This window comes from Alkalihalobacillus alcalophilus ATCC 27647 = CGMCC 1.3604 (genome assembly GCF_000292245.2).
GTDB lineage: Bacteria > Bacillota > Bacilli > Bacillales > Bacillaceae_D > Alkalihalobacillus > Alkalihalobacillus alcalophilus.
Genome location: NZ_ALPT02000057.1, coordinates 1 through 20,251, shown reverse-complemented (window position 1 = coordinate 20,251; position 20,251 = coordinate 1). Strand labels below are relative to the sequence as shown.

15 protein-coding genes and 2 pseudogenes are annotated in these 20,251 nt (G+C 35.5%); 3 read left to right on the top strand and 14 right to left on the bottom strand.

The genetic code is table 11. The features are described 5' to 3' along the window. Nucleotides 1-9: 9 nt before the first annotated feature. From BALCAV_RS14635 to BALCAV_RS14615, 5 genes are read right to left on the bottom strand one after another with little or no spacing between them, the layout of a single operon-like run. Nucleotides 10-909, bottom strand: coding sequence for an ABC transporter permease (locus BALCAV_RS14635; protein ID WP_040324063.1), 900 nt, complete (start codon nt 907-909; stop codon nt 10-12). Between the two features lie 17 nt (nt 910-926). After that, a complete protein-coding gene (gene opp4B, locus BALCAV_RS14630) occupies nt 927-1,889 on the bottom strand; it encodes an oligopeptide ABC transporter permease (protein WP_003321301.1) in 963 nt (320 codons plus the stop codon). A gap of 3 nt (nt 1,890-1,892) precedes the next feature. Beyond that, entirely contained in the window at nt 1,893-2,825 is a 933-nt protein-coding gene (locus tag BALCAV_RS14625) for an ABC transporter ATP-binding protein (RefSeq protein ID WP_003321303.1), read from the bottom strand. Then, nucleotides 2,812-3,831, bottom strand: a complete 1,020-nt coding sequence (locus tag BALCAV_RS14620; protein WP_003321304.1) for an ABC transporter ATP-binding protein — start codon at nt 3,829-3,831, stop codon at nt 2,812-2,814. Before BALCAV_RS14620 ends, BALCAV_RS14625 begins: the two co-directional genes overlap by 14 nt. A gap of 12 nt (nt 3,832-3,843) precedes the next feature. Beyond that, nucleotides 3,844-4,332: an Lrp/AsnC family transcriptional regulator gene (locus BALCAV_RS14615; RefSeq protein ID WP_003321305.1), complete on the bottom strand. Its 489-nt coding sequence runs from the start codon at nt 4,330-4,332 to the stop codon at nt 3,844-3,846. Nucleotides 4,333-5,357: 1,025 nt separating this feature from the next. On the opposite strand from BALCAV_RS14615, the gene BALCAV_RS14610 reads away from it, so the two are divergent. Continuing rightward, nucleotides 5,358-6,206 carry an LCP family glycopolymer transferase gene (locus BALCAV_RS14610; RefSeq protein WP_052044394.1) on the top strand — a complete coding sequence of 283 codons (849 nt, stop codon included), beginning with the start codon at nt 5,358-5,360 and terminating at the stop codon, nt 6,204-6,206. A gap of 303 nt (nt 6,207-6,509) precedes the next feature. After that, entirely contained in the window at nt 6,510-7,985 is a 1,476-nt protein-coding gene (locus BALCAV_RS23295) for an SH3 domain-containing protein (protein WP_003321307.1), read from the top strand. 731 nt (nt 7,986-8,716) lie between these two features. Here the strand turns inward: BALCAV_RS23295 and BALCAV_RS14600 are convergent. The 9 genes and pseudogenes from BALCAV_RS14600 to BALCAV_RS14560 form a co-directional block, all read right to left on the bottom strand. Beyond that, nucleotides 8,717-10,108, bottom strand: coding sequence for a sugar transferase (locus tag BALCAV_RS14600; protein WP_003321308.1), 1,392 nt, complete (start codon nt 10,106-10,108; stop codon nt 8,717-8,719). A 142-nt stretch (nt 10,109-10,250) separates the two neighbouring features. Further along, nucleotides 10,251-10,646, bottom strand: coding sequence for a glycerol-3-phosphate cytidylyltransferase (tagD, locus tag BALCAV_RS14595; RefSeq protein ID WP_003321309.1), 396 nt, complete (start codon nt 10,644-10,646; stop codon nt 10,251-10,253). Nucleotides 10,647-10,795: 149 nt separating this feature from the next. Beyond that, nucleotides 10,796-11,551 (bottom strand): CDP-alcohol phosphatidyltransferase family protein, encoded by a 756-nt coding sequence (locus BALCAV_RS14590; protein ID WP_003321310.1) that lies wholly within the window; start codon nt 11,549-11,551, stop codon nt 10,796-10,798. Nucleotides 11,552-11,581: 30 nt separating this feature from the next. Then, nucleotides 11,582-12,364, bottom strand: a complete 783-nt coding sequence (locus tag BALCAV_RS14585; protein ID WP_003321311.1) for an ABC transporter ATP-binding protein — start codon at nt 12,362-12,364, stop codon at nt 11,582-11,584. 1 nt (nt 12,365) lies between these two features. Beyond that, nucleotides 12,366-13,043: pseudogene (locus BALCAV_RS14580) on the bottom strand (ABC transporter permease); the annotation flags it as partial. A 113-nt stretch (nt 13,044-13,156) separates the two neighbouring features. Then, nucleotides 13,157-14,179, bottom strand: coding sequence for a glycosyltransferase family 2 protein (locus BALCAV_RS14575; RefSeq protein WP_003321314.1), 1,023 nt, complete (start codon nt 14,177-14,179; stop codon nt 13,157-13,159). A gap of 244 nt (nt 14,180-14,423) precedes the next feature. Beyond that, a complete protein-coding gene (locus tag BALCAV_RS14570) occupies nt 14,424-17,453 on the bottom strand; it encodes an N-acetylglucosaminidase (RefSeq protein ID WP_052044392.1) in 3,030 nt (1,009 codons plus the stop codon). 540 nt (nt 17,454-17,993) lie between these two features. Then, on the bottom strand, nt 17,994-19,037 hold the full coding sequence (locus BALCAV_RS14565; RefSeq protein WP_003321316.1) for an IS3 family transposase: 1,044 nt from the start codon (nt 19,035-19,037) through the stop codon (nt 17,994-17,996). Beyond that, nucleotides 19,034-19,303, bottom strand: a complete 270-nt coding sequence (locus BALCAV_RS14560) for a hypothetical protein (RefSeq protein ID WP_003321317.1) — start codon at nt 19,301-19,303, stop codon at nt 19,034-19,036. Before BALCAV_RS14560 ends, BALCAV_RS14565 begins: the two co-directional genes overlap by 4 nt. 223 nt (nt 19,304-19,526) lie before the next feature. Here BALCAV_RS14560 and BALCAV_RS14555 point away from each other — a divergent pair. Next, a pseudogene (locus BALCAV_RS14555) lies at nt 19,527-20,251 on the top strand (DDE-type integrase/transposase/recombinase); the annotation flags it as partial.

Below are 20,251 nucleotides of genomic sequence, written 5' to 3'. Positions count from 1 at the left end.
CTCCCTTTTTTATCCTCTTCTTTGTTTCGCGTCTGTCGCACGTTTTAACGCTTGACCGACGTTATTTATACTCAACATCATTATTAAAATCAATAACGATGCGGGTAACCAAATCCACCAGCGAAACTCTAACGTTTGCGGGTTCCTTGCATAACTGATTAAAGTACCTAAACTCGGCGTACTTTCTGGAAAACCAAACCCTAAAAAGGATAAGCCAGATTCAATTCCAATATTAGCTGCCAAATTTAAAGTCATCGTAACGATGATTAACGAACTAATATTTGGCAGGACTTGTGTAAAAATGATTTTAAAATGTGAGCTGCCAAGTGTCTTTGAAGCATTGACATAATCAAGCTCTTTTTCCTGCAGTGCTTTGGAACGGATAAGCCTCGCGATCCCCATCCATAAGAAGATCGACATAATGACAGCAAAGCTCCAAACAGAATATTTAGGAACGATTACAACGAACACGATAATGATCATCAATGTTGGTAAAATCATAAAGAAATCTAAAATACGCATTAATACATTATCAATCATGCCCCCGAAATAACCAGAAACAGCACCCATCGTTATTCCGATGAAACCACTAAGTAACGTTACAAGTATCCCAATTGTTAAAGAGTTTCGTGTTCCAATAATTAATTGACCGAACACATCACGCCCACCATAATCCGTTCCTAACCAAAAATCAGACGATGGCGGTTGATGAATCGCAAATGGGTCCACGGTAACAATCGTTTTTAAATCTAAAAATAAAGAGAGTCCATATACAACAGCACAAATTACTATCATTAATATAAGAGAGAACAGAGCCATTTTGTCGCGAACGATCTCTCGCCAGATAACACTTAAGCCCGATGGACTTCTTAAAGGTTGTTGATTGTCTATTTGTCTTAAATCAGCCATGTCTTTTCACCTCCACGTTATTTAATCCGAATTCTTGGGTCAATAATACTTAGTATGATGTCTGAAATTAACGCACCAAGAATGGAGGCAATTCCAAACAATAGCACAAGTGCTGCAACAACACTCGTATCCCTTTGTGTAATAGATGAAATAAAGAGCTCACCCATACCAGGATAACTAAATATGTTTTCAATAAAGACCGATCCACCAATTAAGAACGTAATCTCATAGCCAAAAAATGCGGCAATTGGTAGTAAAGAGTTTCGGAAAATATGGCGGTTATAAACACGCGATTCAGACGCCCCTTTTGAACGGGCAGTAAGAATAAATTCTTTATGCTTAATATCAATGATTTCACTCCGTAAATACTGAACCGTTGATACAGTTGTAATTAGAGCCATTGATAAAGCAGGTAACATCAAGTGATACAACTTACTTAAAAAATAGTCAAAGGTTCCCGGTGTCAATCCCGGTGCCACACTGCCCCCTGTTGGGAACCATTGAAGTTTAAAACCAAATATAAATAACATGACTAGGGCAAAAATGAATAATGGTGCAGCAAACCCTATGTATGTGTAAGTCGTAATCGTACGGTCTGCAATCGTATCATTATAACGACCACTAATAACCCCTAAAGGAATCGCAATCAAATACGTAAAAATTAATGTGACTACGGATAACCAAACTGAGTTCCACATACGTTGTTCAATTAATTCAGTAACGGGTAATTTAAAGCGGAATGATTGTCCTAAATCCCCTTGCAAAGCTTTTGTTATCCAATCAAAGTACTGAACATACCAAGGATTATTTAATCCTAAGCGTTCACGTTGTCTCTCTATTGCTTCTGGTCCGATATTAGGGTCAATCAAACCTGTTAAAGCATCTCCAGGCATCATCTTAGCCAAGAAGAAAATGACAACACTTAAAACGAAAAGCTGTGGAATCATAATTAAAATTCGTCTAATTGTAAAAGTCCACATGTTTTATTGTCCCTCCTTTGGCAATGCAACAAAATGAGTGTCGGAGATTTGCCTTAAATCAAAAGCCAAACCGTCTTTATCGAAATAATAATCTTTCGAATTTTTAAACTCCAATTTAACTTCTTCACGAAAGATTGCTTGTTTTTCCCGATTTTTTGGATCAATGTCCGGAATCGCTGAGATGAGTCGTTTCGTATAGATATGCTGAGGGTTTGTGTAAATATCCTCAGCTGAACCTTCCTCAACAAGTCGCCCCTTATACATAATGCCAATTCTGTCACACATATGACGAATAATTCCCAAATCATGACTAATTAATAGATAGGTCAAATTCAGTTCTTTTTGAATATCCTTCATAAAGTTCAAAACTTGAGCTTGGACCGAAACGTCTAAGGCTGAAACAGGCTCATCTGCAATAATTAATTTCGGATTAAGAGCAATCGCACGAGCGATCCCAATTCTTTGTCTTTGACCACCAGAAAATTCATGTGGATATTTAAAAATGCTCTCTTTACTTAAGCCCACTTGTTCAACTAATTCTTCCACCCTTGCTCGAAGTTGTTCTTTTGAAAGCTTTTCATAGTTTCGAAGTGGCTCGGCAATAATATCAAGGATACGTTTCTTTGGATTTAATGAAGAATACGGATCTTGGAAAATCATTTGAATCTCACGTCGGTCTGCACCCGAGCGCTTTTTCCGGGCTAAATTATCCCCTTCAAAAAAAACATCTCCTGACGTGATTTCGTTTAAGCCAATAATCGCACGTCCAGTCGTTGTTTTACCTGAACCAGACTCACCAACTAAACCGTATGTTTGTCCTTTTTCTAACCGAAGCGAGACACCGTTAACCGCCTTCACATGGTCAACCACTCTTTTTAAAATCCCCCCACGGACAGGAAAGTGAACATTCAAATCTTCAACTTTAAGAAACTCCATTGTTCATATCCCCTTTCTGTTCGTCTTGGAAGTGGAAAGTCTTATAACAAGTGCAACGGACAAAGTGGCCCGGTTTGATTTCATGCAATTCTGGATTTTCCTCATGAGCTTCTTCTGGAATCCAAGGAATTCTTGCTTTAAAACGGCAGCCTACACGTGGCAAGCTTGGTAGTGGTGGAACGATCCCTTGAATGACATGAAGTCGTTCATCCTTTTTATCGGTGGATGGAACGGATTGTAATAAAGAACGTGTATAAGGATGCTTTGGATTAGCGAACAATTCTTCAACCGGTGCTAATTCAACAATTTGTCCCGCATACATAACCGCGACACGGTCAGCCATTTCAGCTACGACTCCCAAATCATGGGTAATTAAAATAACCCCTGCGTCCATCTTTTCTTTTAATTCCTTCATTAAATCAAGAATCTGTGCCTGAATAGTCACATCTAATGCTGTTGTTGGTTCATCCGCGACAAGGAACGCCGGTTTATTGGCAATCGCAATCGCAATAACAACACGCTGACGCATTCCCCCAGACAGTTCATGTGGGTATTGATTAAACGTCCGTTGTGGGTTTGGAATTCCAACAGAATCAAGCAATTCTAAGACTCTAGCTTTTCGTTGTTCCTTATTCATTTTAGTATGTAAGATCAACGTTTCTTCTATTTGAGCCCCGACAACCATTAAAGGATTTAAAGCCGTTAGTGGATCTTGGAAAATCATCCCCATTTCAGAACCACGTAATTTATTTAATTTTGCCGTAGAAATATTTGCTAAATCATGCTCTTTGTAATAAATATGCCCTTCAATTTTTGAGCGTTTCGGATCATGGAATCCCATAATCGAGAACGCAAGAGCACTTTTTCCACAGCCAGATTCCCCTACAATTGCGACGATCTCATTTTTATTCACTTCCAAAGTAACCCCATCAACAGCCGCATGATAATCATCTTTTATCCGGAAGGAAGTTTGTAAATTCTGAATTTTGAGTAGTTGATTCGTCATTTTCTCACTCCATTAACTATTTTCTTCAACATATTCATGGTGTTCTTCTCCATTCGCAATATAAGAGAAAGAATCTTTATATTGCTTAAGTTCAATGCTGACATCAACTGTGTCTATACCTTCTAATTGTGCAAGTTCTTCATTAACAAAATCGACGAGTGCCTCATTGTTTTTGAAATATGCTTGTAAAATTAGATCATGCCTTCCGGAAAAAACACCAACAAACCGAACTTCTTTACATTGATTCAAACGATTGGCAACCTGTTCTTGATAACCAAGCTTCGTTGCAATTCCAATAATTGCTTGGACTTGAAGCCCTATTTTATTCGGATCCATATGGATAATAAACTCAAAAATCTTATCATTTAACATTCGATTGACTCTTGTCCGAATCGTCCCTTCGCTTACCTCAAGCATCTTGGCCATCTCCGTATAGGATCTCTTGCCATTCTCTTGAAGCAATTTAAGAATCGATGTGTCCAGTGAATCAATTTTTGTCATAGCATTCACTCATTTCTAACTATCTATTAGCCTGCTATATTTTAGAATGGCTAATAAAATTAATACTTAAATTATGAACTCACTAATATTCCTTGCAAAAAATAAAAAACATTCATAAAAATTTTGCGAATTATTACAAATATTTTGCGAATGTGTTTTTTTCTCAAAGAACGAATAAAGATATTGTAAAATAATCGACACAATTTTTCAATATTAAAATAATAAAATCTTTGTTAAATTTTCTGACTGATCGATTTTTCTTATAATTTACACTATTAAATCATTAATTTTTTTTAAAATCACTACGATTTTTTTAAAAGCGAAAGTTTTTTTCTACGAAATTGATATTCAGCTCCCCCCCTTCCACTTTATCCCTTTTTAGCTTTAAAACTTTACTGAGATAAATTTTCGTTATACTCTATAACCGTCTTTCCTTGTCATCATTTTGTAAAGAAAATGAAACAATCACTTCTTAACTTACCTCATATCCAGATAAATGTAAACGCTTTAATTAGCTTTTTAACTAATATTCTACTTAATCTTACAAGATACTCCCAATACTTTACATCCGTACTTTTATGTGTTTTTGCTTTACTAAAGGTCATTTATTCGATAAAATTGGATAGATATCGTCTATTTTATACATTTTATCCCGGACTAATATAGGAAATAAGTAGGAATAGCCTGTCCGAAAGTACCGTTCGGTTCAACAACCAGCGGTAGGAGAATATGATCATTAATAGGGGATTCAATTTAACTATTAAAAGAACATGAAGCTTTATAGATGAATAATATTGTGAAGGGATTCAATACCCTTCATCAAGAAAGAGAGGTATGATAGTGGAGCAGTCTAGAACACGACAAAGAAAAAAAGAAGTAAACGTAAAATACTCAAGTCGATTTTAACCCTATTCGTTCTCACATTTGTAGTGATTGGAGGAGCCATCTTCTACTCGGCATGGAAAATTAACTCAACCATAACAGGTGCTGCTGAACCAGAATTAGAGCGTGGAGTTAAGTCAGAAATGCGAACCGAAGCCGTTAATCCTAGTAAGGATAACTTTTCAGTCTTACTTTTAGGTGATGACTCACGCCCAGGTGAAACTAGAGCTCGAACTGATGCAATGCTTGTTGCAACATTTAATAAGGATGAAAAAAGCATCATCTTAACAAGCATCCCTCGTGACTCACGCGTTGAAATGGTAGGGTTAGGATTTATGGACAAAATTAATCATGCCAATTCACGTGGTGGTCTTAATATGACTATTAACACGGTTGAAAACTTTTTAGATATTCCGATTGACTATTATGGATATGTTCGATTTGAAGGGCTCGTTGATGTTGTCGACGCCCTAGGTGGAATTGAAGTAGATGTTCCATTTGACTTTACCTTTAATGAAAAAAGCACAGACAGTTATAATCTACAATTTACTGAAGGTCTTCAGCACATAAACGGAAAAGAAGCTTTGGCTTATTCCAGAATGAGAAAACAAGACCCACTCGGTGACATAGGCCGTGGACAACGCCAACAACAAGTAATTGAAGGAATTATTAAACAAGCAGCAAGTTTTTCTACCATTACTAACTTTAATGGGTTAATGGATGCAATAGGTGATAACTTAGGTACAAATTTTTCATTTGCTAACCTAGTAGCCCTTCATTCATATGCTGGTTCATTAACAGATATTGAAAATCATCAAGTTCAAGGAAGCAACGCAACAATTAATGGTGTCTATTATTTAGAAGTTGATCAAGAACATCTAGCAGACTTACAAACGAGACTAAAGCAACACTTAGAAATTGATGGACATAGTCTAAATGACCCAAACCCTTTTGAGGAAGAAAAATTTGAAGAAATCGAAACAAGCTACTAAGATTATTGAGTTAATCTAATCTATATAAAAAGTTAAATAAAATTACATTTTTAACCTCTGTTTCTATGAACGGGGGTTTTTTATTCTCTTTTCGCCTTATATTTAACCTTATCTAATCCTCTTTTCCCCACTTCCCCATTAAATCAAACAACTACTTAGTTCTTTTCTATCTTTCTTTCAATTTACCAAACTTTTATAAACAAATCTATTAACATTCTAGTAAAAGTATTAGATAATAAAAAAAGCATAGTAGAGTCTTTATTCACATTAAAAAAGAACTATATAGGAGGGACTACAAAACAAATGTGGACTAAAAAAATCGGTGCATTTATTATTATCGGGCTAATGATGATGACTTTTGTTTTTATAGGTGCTCATCAAGCTAGTGCTCATTCATTTACGACAACCGAAGTAAATACGGTATTTAAGAATGCCCTAGAAAGACGAATCGCACTAAAAGCTCAAACGGATAAAAAATATAATATGTACATAAGAGCAGATGCTTTAAATGTCTCTGGTTCAACAGGAACAGTAAAACAAGGAACTAATGGTCAGTCCACACGCTGGAACCTACGTGGTGGCCCAAGTACGACCTTTTGGACAATTGGCCAAGTAACTTCAGGAGAAAAAGTAAACATAACAAACACGGTCCAAGGAAACGATGGATTCACTTGGTATCAGATTCAGTTAAATAAAATGTGGGTAAATGCCAGCCCAGAAGATATTGAGTATTATCTAAACCCAAATAACTTCTCTAATGACTCCTCTCATTTTTATCAATTTTTAGACTTATCCAAAGGAGCGGGTGTTCAAGCCTTAGAGTTAAATAATACGGTTCTCGCGAGCAAAGGGATTTTAACTGGTCAAGGGCAAGCCTTTATAGAAGCAAGTAAGACACATTCTATTAATGAAATCTATTTAATCTCACATGCTTTATTAGAAACAGGAAATGGTCATTCTGAACTTGCACGTGGAATCAATTACAATGGTCAAACGGTCTATAATATGTACGGCATTGGTGCTTTTGATGGCTGTGCCAAGTCATGTGGTGCTAAATATGCATACGACCAAGGCTGGTTCACACCTGAAAAGGCGATTATAGATGGGGCTAAATTTGTTGCCCAAAATTATATTCATAATGGACAAGATACCCTTTACAAAATGAGATGGAATCCAGCTAATCCAGGGCACAACCAATACGCAACAGATATTGCTTGGGCTATCAAACAAACTGGAAGAATTGCTAATTTATATTCCTCCATTTCTGGTCATACGTTAAGTTACAATATTCCCGTCTACAAGGACCAACCTGGAACTGCTCCTGAATATGTACAGACAGGTAACCCAGAACCAACGGAAATAACACGTTACCCAGAAGGGATTATCGGAACAACCACAACTCGTGTCAATTTTAGAAATGAACCAAATACAACCGCTCAATCCTTCATTCGCACTTTAGATACTCAAACAAGAGTTCAAGTGCTTGGTATTAATTTCAATGGTTGGTATGAAGTTAAAATTGGACGTGAAACAGGATGGCTATCTGGTGACTATGTTAGCCTACAAAATCTTTATCAAATTTCAACCTCTTCAACTAGCCTAAATGTACGTGATCAACCAAGCGGTGAAGTTATCGACAGCGTCAAAAAAGGTGAATATATTACAGGTGTACTTAAAAGCAACGGTCAAGTTCATACAAACAATTCATGGACACAAGTCGATTATAACAAGCGCACAAGTTGGGTAAGCAGCGACTTTTTAAAAAAGGTCGGTCAATAGCTTCAGTCAGTTATCAAATAAATTATGAAATCAACACGCAGGATATTCCAGCAGATTAAATCGTTTTAGGTTTAATTGCAACAGCTGGGCAAATCCTGCGTTTTTTTATTGCTGAAATGCCACTTTTATGTTGATTGTTCGTAATTGTGGTAGGATATGTCGGGGATTGGTAATGGAAATTGCCTTTATGTCAGGTTATAGTACGTATTAGTTGGGATTGGTAATGAGATTTCGCGGTTCGCCTTTTTACGGTGCTTATGTACTGGATTTGGTAATGGGATTTCGTGTTCCTCGCATTTACGGTGCGTATTAACTGGAATTGGTAATGAAAATTACGATTCCTCTCTTTTACGGTGCGTATTAACTTGGATTGGTAATGGAATTTCCCGGTTCTGCTTTTTACAGTGCCTATTAACCTGAATTGGTAATGAAATTTTCAGTTCCTCATACTTACAGTGCTTATTAGCCCGAATTAGTAATCTAATTTCACATTTCAGCTTTTTATAATACCTATTAACTCAAACTCGGATTGGTGATAAAATCTCAAACCCCTCACATTTACAGTACTTATTAATTAACCTACATGGGTATTGTAAACCACCGCTCCGCCCATTGGTATGAATAAAACACAATTCATACTTCACCTTGTTTATCATACCCAAAAATACAGCAAAAAACCGCTCCCTAACTCACCTAAAACGAATGTGAGCTCAGAAACGGCTATTAATCTTTTATTTCATTTTCATAAATCCATATTTTCTTTTGCCAATATTGCTCTGACTCTCTTTCTCTACACTGCCTTCTGCTTGTGATTTATTTAAGACGACAATCACCGTTTTCAGCAGTAGCATAATATCTAACCAAATCGAATAATGTCGAATATAATACAAGTCGAATTTCAACTTCCGCTCTGGACTTGTTGTGTAATTACCAAGCACTTGTGCGTACCCAGTAATTCCTGGTTTTACTGAATTTCGATAGTTAAACCATTTGTTTTCCTTTTGGAATTGTTTTGCGAAGAATTCACGTTCTGGTCTTGGTCCAACTAGAGACATATCGCCACGGAATACGTTAATTAATTGTGGTAATTCATCAATTCGGGTTTTACGCATAAAAGCTCCGATTTTTGTAATCCGATTGTCTTTACTTTTTGCTAAGACAGGACCTGTTTTCGCTTCGGCATCGACAATCATCGAACGAAATTTCAAGACATTAAATGGCTTTTCGTCTTTTCCTACTCGCTCCTGTTTGAAGAAAATTGGACCACGGTCTTCTAATTTGATCAAAATTGCCGCAATCAGCATCAAAGGCAATGTTACTAAAATCATTACGGCCGAGACAGATAAATCTAGCAGTCTCTTAATGATTTCTTGACCATTTGTTAAGTTAAAAGGTTTCACTTGAATAACCATCGAATCCCCGAGTGTTGTCACAGATGATTTCATCACAAATAAATCATTCATATTCGGAATAACATACGCTAATTTATTTTGCTTCATTGCATAATAAAGAATTTCGTTTTTTCTTTTTTCTGTGACAGCAGATCCGACAAAAATATGGCTGTACGGAGCTAATTGTTGTCCTAAATCCTTCAATGATGCAAGGCTGTGAATTCTCACTAAACCTTTTTTGCTTGTTGTTAATTTTGAGGCAACAAGATTATCGGTCATGAGCTCATACTCATCCTCATCGCCAATAAAAACAGCCCGATCCTTAAATTTCTTACTTGTCATCTTCACATAAATCATTTTCCAGCCTAACATTAACCAGAAAGCAAAGAAGTGTGACATAAGGATAACGGAACGTGGTAACGCAAATTCACGGAATAAGAATGATGCAGCTGTCGTAAAAATAAACATAAAACCAACTGTCACAATTAGTTTACGGACAATATCATATTTATCCTTTAAAACAAGACGATCCAACTCAAACGTATATATTAAAAAGACCCCAATCAACAAAACCCAAGGAAACAAACTAATAAAAGCATCAATATTTCTCTCTTGGATAACACGATAATTAGAGGCAATCATAAATGAAATCGTATATGAAAATAAAATAATTAATATATCAACTAGAACTACAGAAAAACGCGATGTTTTTTCTGGAAATATATTTGGCATATAAAAACCCCTAGCATATATAGAATATATAGTCTAGGAGTATTTTAACATAAAATCATCGCTGTAAAACAAAAACTTTTAAATTTCGTTACTTTTACAAGTTAACCAGAAAAATCCATAGTATAATAGTAACTTTTTTGTATTAATCTTGAATAGATCGAATTCCTTCTTTTATCTTGGAAGTCGAAATAGCTGCCGTTCTCGGCAAATAAACAACCTCACAGTGTTCTTTCAAGAAGTCGAATTTACCTTCCCAATCATCACCCATAACAAATACATCTACACTATGCTTTTTCACGTCAGTAATCTTTTGCTCCCAATTTTCCTCAGGAATAACCTCATCTACATAACGAATGGCTTCTAATATCATTTTACGATTTTCAAAGCTATGGAAAGACTCTTTATTTTTTAACTCATTAAATTCATCAGTTGATATGGCCACAATTAAGTATTCACCTAACTCTTTTGCTCGACGCAATAGGTTTATATGGCCCCAGTGCAATAAATCGAATGTTCCATATGTGATAACCTTTTTCACGCTTGGCAACCTCCTATATCATCACGAATGCAGATTATTTCAAAATAATTTACTTATTCATCAAGTTCTTAACAAAATATAAACTTAATTATAACATAGAAATAACAAACACAACATCGTTACCAGGAGATACCACTAATATCACAAATTTATATAGATTTAAGCGTCACAAATAATCGTGCTAGAACTTTCAATACAAGAACAAGCAAAAATAAAGCAATATAGATGGGGATAAGTGGCCAATCAATCCATAATCCTATGAATACAAGGAGAAGAAGCGTCGCATAAAATCCGGGTAACCCTAATAAAAAGCCAACAACAGTAAAGAAAAACGACTTAGCTCTTATTTTATTCACTGGATCTTGTTCACTACCATTTTGTAGCGTAATTTGATAAGACAATGGAATTAATAACGACATTATCGCAAAAACGATTAAACAATAAAGTATAAAACTTTCCCAAACATTTAGGCTCAAGTAACCCATCATCACAAGTAACGAAATTATAAATGAAATAAATACAGGCAATGTCGCTGCTTGAATGAGCATATCGATAAAAACACCTTTTTTTGATGTTTTTTTCGTTATCCGTGCCACTTCTCCATCCACACAATCAAACAAGTAACCTAAATTATAAAACAAAAAGGCAAAAGCAAAAGCTAGAGGTGTTGATAAAATCATAAGAAAACCTGATGAGACAATTCCTATAAAGCTAAACCAACTGATCGTATTAGGTGTTAATCGAAGCTTTATAAATACTATTGTAAAGAAAATAGACAAGCGCCGTAAAACAAACCAAGACCATAAGTCCTCTTTTGCACTATATTTTTGTGCTTGTTCCCTATATGCCCTGACTTTTTTCGTATCAAAAACCGTTGTTGGTAGCTTTCCTATTTGTGATTTCATTTTAACACCTCAAAATTAAAGGATGAAACTTTATTCTTTTACCAATGTTTCTTCCTTTACAACTTTCTTTTTCACTTTTTTCTTTTTCTTTGGATTTTGCTTTTCGTATTGAGCAATCATTTCATTAATTTCACCAATGGCTTTAACTTCACCTTTGTGCAAGATTAATGCCCTATCACATATTTTCTTTAATGGTCTTAAACTATGTGAAACAATAATAATTGTTTTCCCTTTTGCCTTTAGTTCTAAAATGCGTTCATAACATTTTTCTTTAAAGTCTTTATCACCCACCGCAAGTACTTCATCAATTAAGATAATATCGGTATCAATATGAACAGCGATCGAAAAACCTAACCTTGCTTTCATACCCGATGAATAAAACTTAACAGGAGTATCAATAAAATCTTCTAGCTCAGCAAATTCAATGATATCAGGTAAGATTTGATTTATTTTTTCTTTATTTAGTCCATAAATAGCACAGTTTAATTTAATATTTTCCAGCCCGGAAAGGTCTCTACTTAAACCAGCACTTAATTCAATAAGCGGCATTATTGTTCCATTCAACTTAATACTACCCTTATCTGGAAATATCACACCAGAAATAACTTTGAATAGCGTACTTTTACCGGCACCATTTTTCCCTATAATCGCATATGCTTCTCCTTTTTTAACAGAAAAGTTAACATCATTAAGTGCTAGATGCTGTTCTAATTTTTTTTCTTTTCGAATTGAAGATAGAAACACACCTTTCAATGTCTTATCATATGCTTTTTTAAAAACTTTAGATAAACCGTTTACCTCAACAGCATTCATGTTAAATCACTTCCCCCATTTTCTTACTTAATTTACCGAAAATAGTCCAGCAAATAAATAGAAGGAAAATCGTAACACCAATTGTATATAATATCCATTTGAATTCAACTAGTTCAGCACCGTAAAAAATATGGTGATATATTGAAATAATTGTCGCCATTGGATTTAGCATGTACAAATTTATATACTCGTCTGGAATTATTGAAATAGGATAAATGATTGGTGATAAATACATCCACCCTCTAATACCTAAGCTACTCATAAATTCAATATCTCTGTAATACACGCTAATACTCGATAAAATAAGCACCACACTCAAAACTAACAAATACTGAAAAAACATAACAAATGGCAACCATACTAAGGATAAACCTAGACCACCACCATAAATTATTGAAAACACCCCCACTAAAACAAGGGAAATCATTAAATTAATGATATTTGTCGTGACAACCGTTATAGGAAATAATTGCCTAGGAAAGTAAACCTTTTTAATCAACGATGCATTTAACGTCAATATTTTCGAACCTGTATTAATTGAATGACTAACAAACATCCAAGGAATAAGTCCTGATAACAAAAGTAATGGATAATTATCCACTTCAAATCGCATAATCAAAGAGAAGACAATCGAATATATAATCATTAAGCCCAATGGTTCCAATAAGGACCAAAAATAACCTAGTAATGTATTTCTATATTTGACTCTAAGTTCTTTTCTTACTAAAAAAACAAAAGATGTCTATACCTGTAAATTTCAAACATTTCTATACAACTCACTTCTATATAATTTTACTTAATCCAATATTCTTTTCTAAAAAAAGCCATAAATGAGCCTAAACCTCTAAAGAAATGCAAACAAAAGAAAGTAAACATGCAAGGTAAAAAATGTTTCAAGCTTCTTTCAGCAACTATGCCTTTACTAGATAAAAGGTTCAAAATCAAATAAGCTGAAATTATAAAAACTAACATCCAAAAAGCTATCCCTATAAAAGGGGCCAAGATTAAAAGTAGAAAACCAAAAACAAAGGCAAACAACGGCACTTTATGTCTTGCCTTCAATGCACCTGGTGTAATCCTATCCGCTATAATAGTCCATTGACCATCACCTAAAGATTTATTGATTAAACCTTTTAAAGAGTCACGAACAAAATATACCGATTGAATTTTGCTCGAAAGAAAAAATTTCATTCCTTTATCATGCATTCTCTTATGGAAATCAAGATCTTCATTTCTCACTAAATTTTCATTAAAAAGACCAACCGTTGTAAATACCTCTTTTTTATAGGCTCCATAAGGAACTGTATCTACATACCCTTCCCAGTCACTTTTTAATGTCCTAAATTTAGAGTTCCCAACACCAAATGGATGAGAGTATACGTACTCATTTACTTCACCTTGAAATCCAATTCCTTTGGAAGTGATTGTACCTCCAACACAAGACACGTCTGGGTTTTCTTTTATAACTTCCCAATAATTATTTAGAAAATTGGAATTCACTTTAGTATGACCATCAATACGTAAGACATAATCACCTTTTGCTTCTTGAATTCCAATATTCCATCCCGGTGCTAACGTCTTTTTTTCGTTATTAAACATACGTATTTTCCCATCAGATTTTTCTATATATTTATTTAGGATAACTCTTGTATTATCATTAGACATTCCGTCAATTACTATGATCTCAAATTTATCTTTTGGGAATTTCTGATTCATTAAAGAACTAATTAACTTTTCTATATATTTCTCTTCATTTCTGGTAACGATTAGAACAGAAAATGTAATAAGATTTTTAATCAAACTGGTTGCTTCCATAGTTCATTCACCACTATCATCAGGCTAACCTGTATTTACTTAGCTCATAGAGAAGCTTGGAGCTTAATTAATAGTACCTTATAATATTTTAGATGTAAATAGAACTCACTGACTTGCCTTATATGTTACTAATACCTACATATTTATTAGTATTTTTTCACTTCTTCAAGAAAAATTACATTACTTTTTTATAATTCCTTAGCAAAGAGACACCCCTAAAAAGGGTGTCTCTTGAAAGATAATTTTATTTATATTTAGGTACATCAAAATACATAGTGTAATTATTCATTTGATTGTACAGTTGATCCATAAGACTAACTTGTTTTACCGCCCAGCCAATATCAGTTGCATATTGGTGAGTAGCTGGACTTCCAGGGTTCCATCTCATTTTATAAAGTGTATCTTGTTTATGTGTAGGATGATTTATATAGGATTGACCTATGAATCTAGCACCACCAATAATTGCTTTTTCAGGGGTATCCCAGCCAGCATTATATGCATACTCAGCTCCAGCTCTTTCAGCTACACCATCAAATGCACCAATCCCAAACATATTATAGACTACTTTTGGTTCAACTGCCTTTCCACCAACTTCAGTTACACGAATCCCTTTAGCTAATGTCGATTGACCGTGTCCTGTTTCAAGTAAGGCATGTGCAATTAAATATATTTCATTAATACTATGAGTCTCACTTGCCGTTTTAAAAGCAGCACCAGTTCCAGCTAACACACCTTTACCAGTTAAAGCTTTATTAAGTTCAGTTGCTGACGTTCCAGCACTTCTTGATAATTGTAAAAACTGCAAATAATCTCGTGAATCTTTATCAAAATTATTCGGATCAACATATCTTCTGACGTCCTCACGTTTAGCACTTCGCCAAGCACCAAAACGGATTTCGTACCAATTACCTGTTTGTCCTACTAAGTTTACATTACTTCCATTTGATAACGTCCCAAAGATCCAGCTATTCGTATTAGCCTGTTCTCTTACATTTAATGTACTAGCAGTTACTCGTCCAGTCTTTGGAAAACTCCCGCTGCCTGTACTAATAAAATCTCGACTAACAAATGCATTTTGGTTTCGATATAAATCAGTTTGAGGATTTACTCTCATTTGTCTATCAAGCATTTCATTTAAACTATAATTATAAGAAGTAGTATCGTAGATTTTAACAGGACCAACTGATACATCAGCAGATCTCACAAAACCAACTCGATCAGCCACTATTACTCTGTACCAATTTGTGCCGTACTCATTCACAAACGGATATATCTCTCCGTTATTAATAGTTGCAAAAGGGACTAAACTACCTGATGTGTTATCATAGACGATTACATTTTTATTTGTATTAAATGACCTATCTGAGTTTCTAAATGTAGTGTTTTCATTTTTAACAGAACTTCCAGTACTCGGTGCTGTATCTGCTTTTCTAATATAACCATACTCATTGCCATATTGGATTCTGTGCCAATTTCCATAGTCACTTACTCGAGGATAATGTTCTCCGGCATTTATTGTACCTTTAGCTACTAACGAACCTGTACTGTTGTCATATATCGTGGTATTTCTTATAACTTCAAAATACTTATCACTAGTTTGAAATTCTTTAGTGATCGTTTTAACATCACTTTGTCTAACGAATCCTACTCTTCCAGATACATCTACACGATACCAGTTCGAACCATACTCATTAATAATCGGATACGAAACATTATTATAAATAGTTGCAAATGGAAGCAATGTTCCAGAAGTATTATCATATACAGAAATGTTCCTCTCAGGAACTATCGATACAGCGTTTGAATTATTAAATGAAGTATTTTGGTTTGATATGCTTTTACCATCACTAGGTATTGTATCTGACTTCCGGATATAGCCATACCCATCTCCATAATCAACTCGATGCCAGTTTCCATAATCACTAACTCTTGGATAGTGTTCTCCCGCTCTCAATAATCCTTTAGGGAGAAGGGCACCTGTACTATTATCATATACTGTTGTATTCCTTACAGTCTCAAAGTATTCATCGTCTACAGAAAATTCCTTGATCTCTGTTTTGACATCACTTTGTCTAATAAAGCCAACTCTTCCCCCTAAATCTACTCTATACCAATTAGGACCATATTCATTAATAATTGGATACGAAACCCCTCTTAGTATAGACCCAAAAGGCACTAAACTTCCTGTGCTGTTATCATAAACACTAATGTTTTGATTAGGTATAATAGAGATTGCAGTTGAATTATTAAAATTATTATTTTTATTTCGCACTGAATTTCCATTATCAGGAGAAGTATCAATCTTTCTCACATAACCATAACCATCTCCAAAAGAAATTCGGTGCCAATTCCCGTAATCACTGATAATAGGGAAAACCTGACCACCTCTTAAAGTTCCCACTTGAACGAGAGTTCCGCCACTATTATCATAAACTGCCACATTTCTATCTGCCTTAAAGTAATTATTAAAGCTTGAAGCTAAAGCCATTGTGTTACTAAATGTAGCGATCGATAATCCTTTAGATAACTTTTTTTCTTCAGTTAACCCTTCTTCCTCAGTTAACCCTTCTTCCTCAGTTAACTCTTCTTCCTCAGTTAACCCTTCTTCCTCAGTTAACCCTTCTTCCTCAGTTAACCCTTCTTCCTCAGTTAACTCTTCTTCCTCAGTTAACTCTTCTTCCTCAGTTAACCCTTCTTCCTCAGTTAACCCTTCTTCCTCAGTTAACCCTTCTTCCTCAGTTAACCCTTCTTCAATCTGCTCAGTAAATACATCCCCTAAAACGTTTTTCTCTAACAATAGTAACCGTTCTCCTAAAGTTACCTCATAATAACCATCAACTTCTCCGATTATCTCTATTATGTTGTCTTTTTTAATAGTAACGACACTTTCTAAGCTAATCGGATCATATAATTCAACATCTTCATTTAAATCTATTAAATTTTCAATATGTACTTCGTCATTGACAAATTTAATATCTTTTTCTCCATTTTCTATTACAGTAACATTCTCATTACTTACAGTAGCAAAATCACTATTCCATTTAATATAAACCTTGCCATCAGTAATATTTGCTTTAAATTCACTATCTTCACTTACATACCCAACTAACCCTTGATTTTTATCATAAATTTCCGTTTCTGCTAACACTACTATTAGACTATTTTCATTAGTGACTGAATTATCACCTTCTGCGATAGCAGTTAACGGCACGTAAAAGCTTGATATTATTAACATCAAAGCCAAAACCACAACTAAAGACCTTGTTTTTAACACTGTTTAACCTCCTATTAATAACTCTTACTACATATTATACAATTTCACTATAAGACTTTAAAGATTTTTTGTAGAATTTTGTATATAAAACAAGGAATATGTTAAAAGAACCTAAAAAATCCCCCTTTATTATAGAAACATGGAGATTAATCTCTATTTTACTAGTTCAAAACACCCAATTATTGAATGTCTAAATTACAATAATTAGAATAATAATTATACTGCTGCTGAATAGCTTATATATCATCTAATTTTACTAGAATATATAAATCTACAATTTATTGCACAAAATTATCAATTTCAAAAAAAGGTGATATAAGCTATTCCACAAATGATATAAAACGAGTTACACCCGTTTCGGAAGCGGTGTTTGTCAATATAGTTGTCGTATTTAGTTACTTTAGTGATCCGAAAAAATATCATCAATCCCCGAAATCAGTCAAGGCTACCGCGCTGCGCTTGCTGGCCTAGTGATTTGAATCGAAAGAAAACCACTTTTTCGATTCAAACCACTAGGGACATGGGAATAGTAAGATTTACTCATTGCTTTTGCCCCTCATCTCGCATGGGATTGAGCGCCACTTGTCCCTTTGGTGTCCAATTCCTTGCGCTTCGTGCCCAACGCTCTGGATGCTTTGCCTTTGCTACTTCGTATACATCTTTTCGCTTTTCCAATATGGCAACGTATTCTCCTGTATGACACTGTACAGGCGTCACAAAATTCAGCCCGCTATGCAGGTGAACCTCGTTGTACCAATGGACAAATTGCTGTGCCCATTGTCTCGCTTCCTCGAGTGATACAAAACCTTTATGTGGAAAGTCTGGTCGGTATTTTAGTGTCCGAAACATCGCTTCTGAGTAAGGATTATCATTACTCACACGTGGTCTTGAAAAGGAGCTCTGGATGCCTAATTTCTCTAGTAAACTCAAGAAAGTCTCTGCTTTCATCGGGCTCCCATTATCTGAATGCAACACAAGCGGGGCCCCTTGGATTTTCTCATTGATCACAGCTCTTTTCACAAGGGTTTCCGCATGTTTTGCCTCTTCTGTTTCCCAAACTTCCCAACCAACTGCTTTTCTACTAAATAAATCGAGAATTAAATAAAGCCGATAATACAGACCTTTTACAGGTCCACCAAGCCAAGTAATATCCCATGTCCATACCTGATTTGGCGATCGTGCCAGATGACTCTCGGGGATTCTTCGCTCAGGCTTTTGACTACGACCACGGTGATGTTGCATTTTTTCTTCACGTAACACCCGATAAAATGTGGATTCTGATGCAATGTACGTTCCTTTGTCCGCAAGCTTTGGAACAATTTGTGTAGGAGGTAAATCGGCGTATTCTTCCTGTTTGACAACCGTCAATATTTCCTCTTTTTCTTCCTCAGATATCTTATTTTTCGGAATGGGTCTTTTCGCAAGCGGACGCTGATCGACCTTCACATCACCATCTGCCACCCACCGCTCATATGTTCGAACGCTGATGTGAAGTTCCTCGCAAGCCTTCGCTAATCGCGCACCGTTTTGATTCGCTTCTTGGATGAGTTCTACTGCTAGTGCGCGATCTGACGGGTTGATCATTCGTCCTCTTGGTCCCCCCAGATCGCTTGGGCCTTTTTTCGCAAAAGTAATAACGCCGCCGCTTCTGCTAGTGCCTTTTCTTTCTTTTGTAGATCTTTTTCTAATTGTTTGGCGCGCTTCTGTTCTTCCTTTAATGCACCATTCAACTGCTTGGCTTGGTCAAATGCCTGACCATTTGCCTTAAGGCATACACTCTTCCACGCTTCAATCTGTTCACGAAACAAACCTTTCTTTCGACAATACTCTGCTAACTCCACCTCATTCATGGCAAACGTCTCCATCACAATTAAAAACTTATCTTGGCTACTCCATTTATGACTTGTCTGCCCATTCCCTGGTGTGGTGTAAACGATAAACTAGAATCAACAGTTTTCAACAAATAAGAGCAAACAGAATTCAACAAATAAGACTCAACAGTTCACCTTAATTAAACAGCTTTCTATATACTTAAATAAGTCTATAGAAAGTGAGGAACAGGGAGTGGAAAAGTTGAGTATTTATAATGAAGTTCATCGACTTCGTCGTAATGGATTTTCCAACAGTGCGATTGCCAGAAAATTAAAAATATCAAGGAATAGGGTGATAGAGTATGGAAAAATGTCTCCAGATGAATTCTACTTGTTCTCTATCTCGTTACAGAACAGAAGTAAAAAACTTGATCCCTTTCGGGAAGAAATCCTAAAGTGGCTAAAGGAACATCCTGATCTCACAGGAGCTCAGGTATTCGATTGGTTAGCAGAAAGGCTAGATGTCAGCTTCGTTGCAGAGGGAACAGTAAGAAGCTATGTAAACGATTTACGGGAAGCCTATCATATTCCTAAAATACTTTCTGAAAGAGAGTTCAGTGCGGTTCCGGAGCTTCCTCTGGGACAGCAGATTCAAGTAGATTTTGGACAAAAGAGAATGCCCACATCGGACGGGACGTACAAGAGACTTTACTTCATAGGGTTCATCTTAGCCAGCTCAAGATACAAATATGTGGAGTGGTTGGACCGGCCATTTCAAACAACGGATCTTATTCGAATGCACGAAAATGCTTTTCGTTATTTTGGTGGAATGACCATTGAAATGGTCTATGACCAAGATCGCCTATTGGCAGTAAGTGAAAATGCGGGAGATCTTATTATGACAGCCGAGTTTACGAGATATCAACAAACAAGAAAGTTCAAAGTTTACCTTTGCAGGAAGTCAGATCCTGAATCAAAAGGTTATGT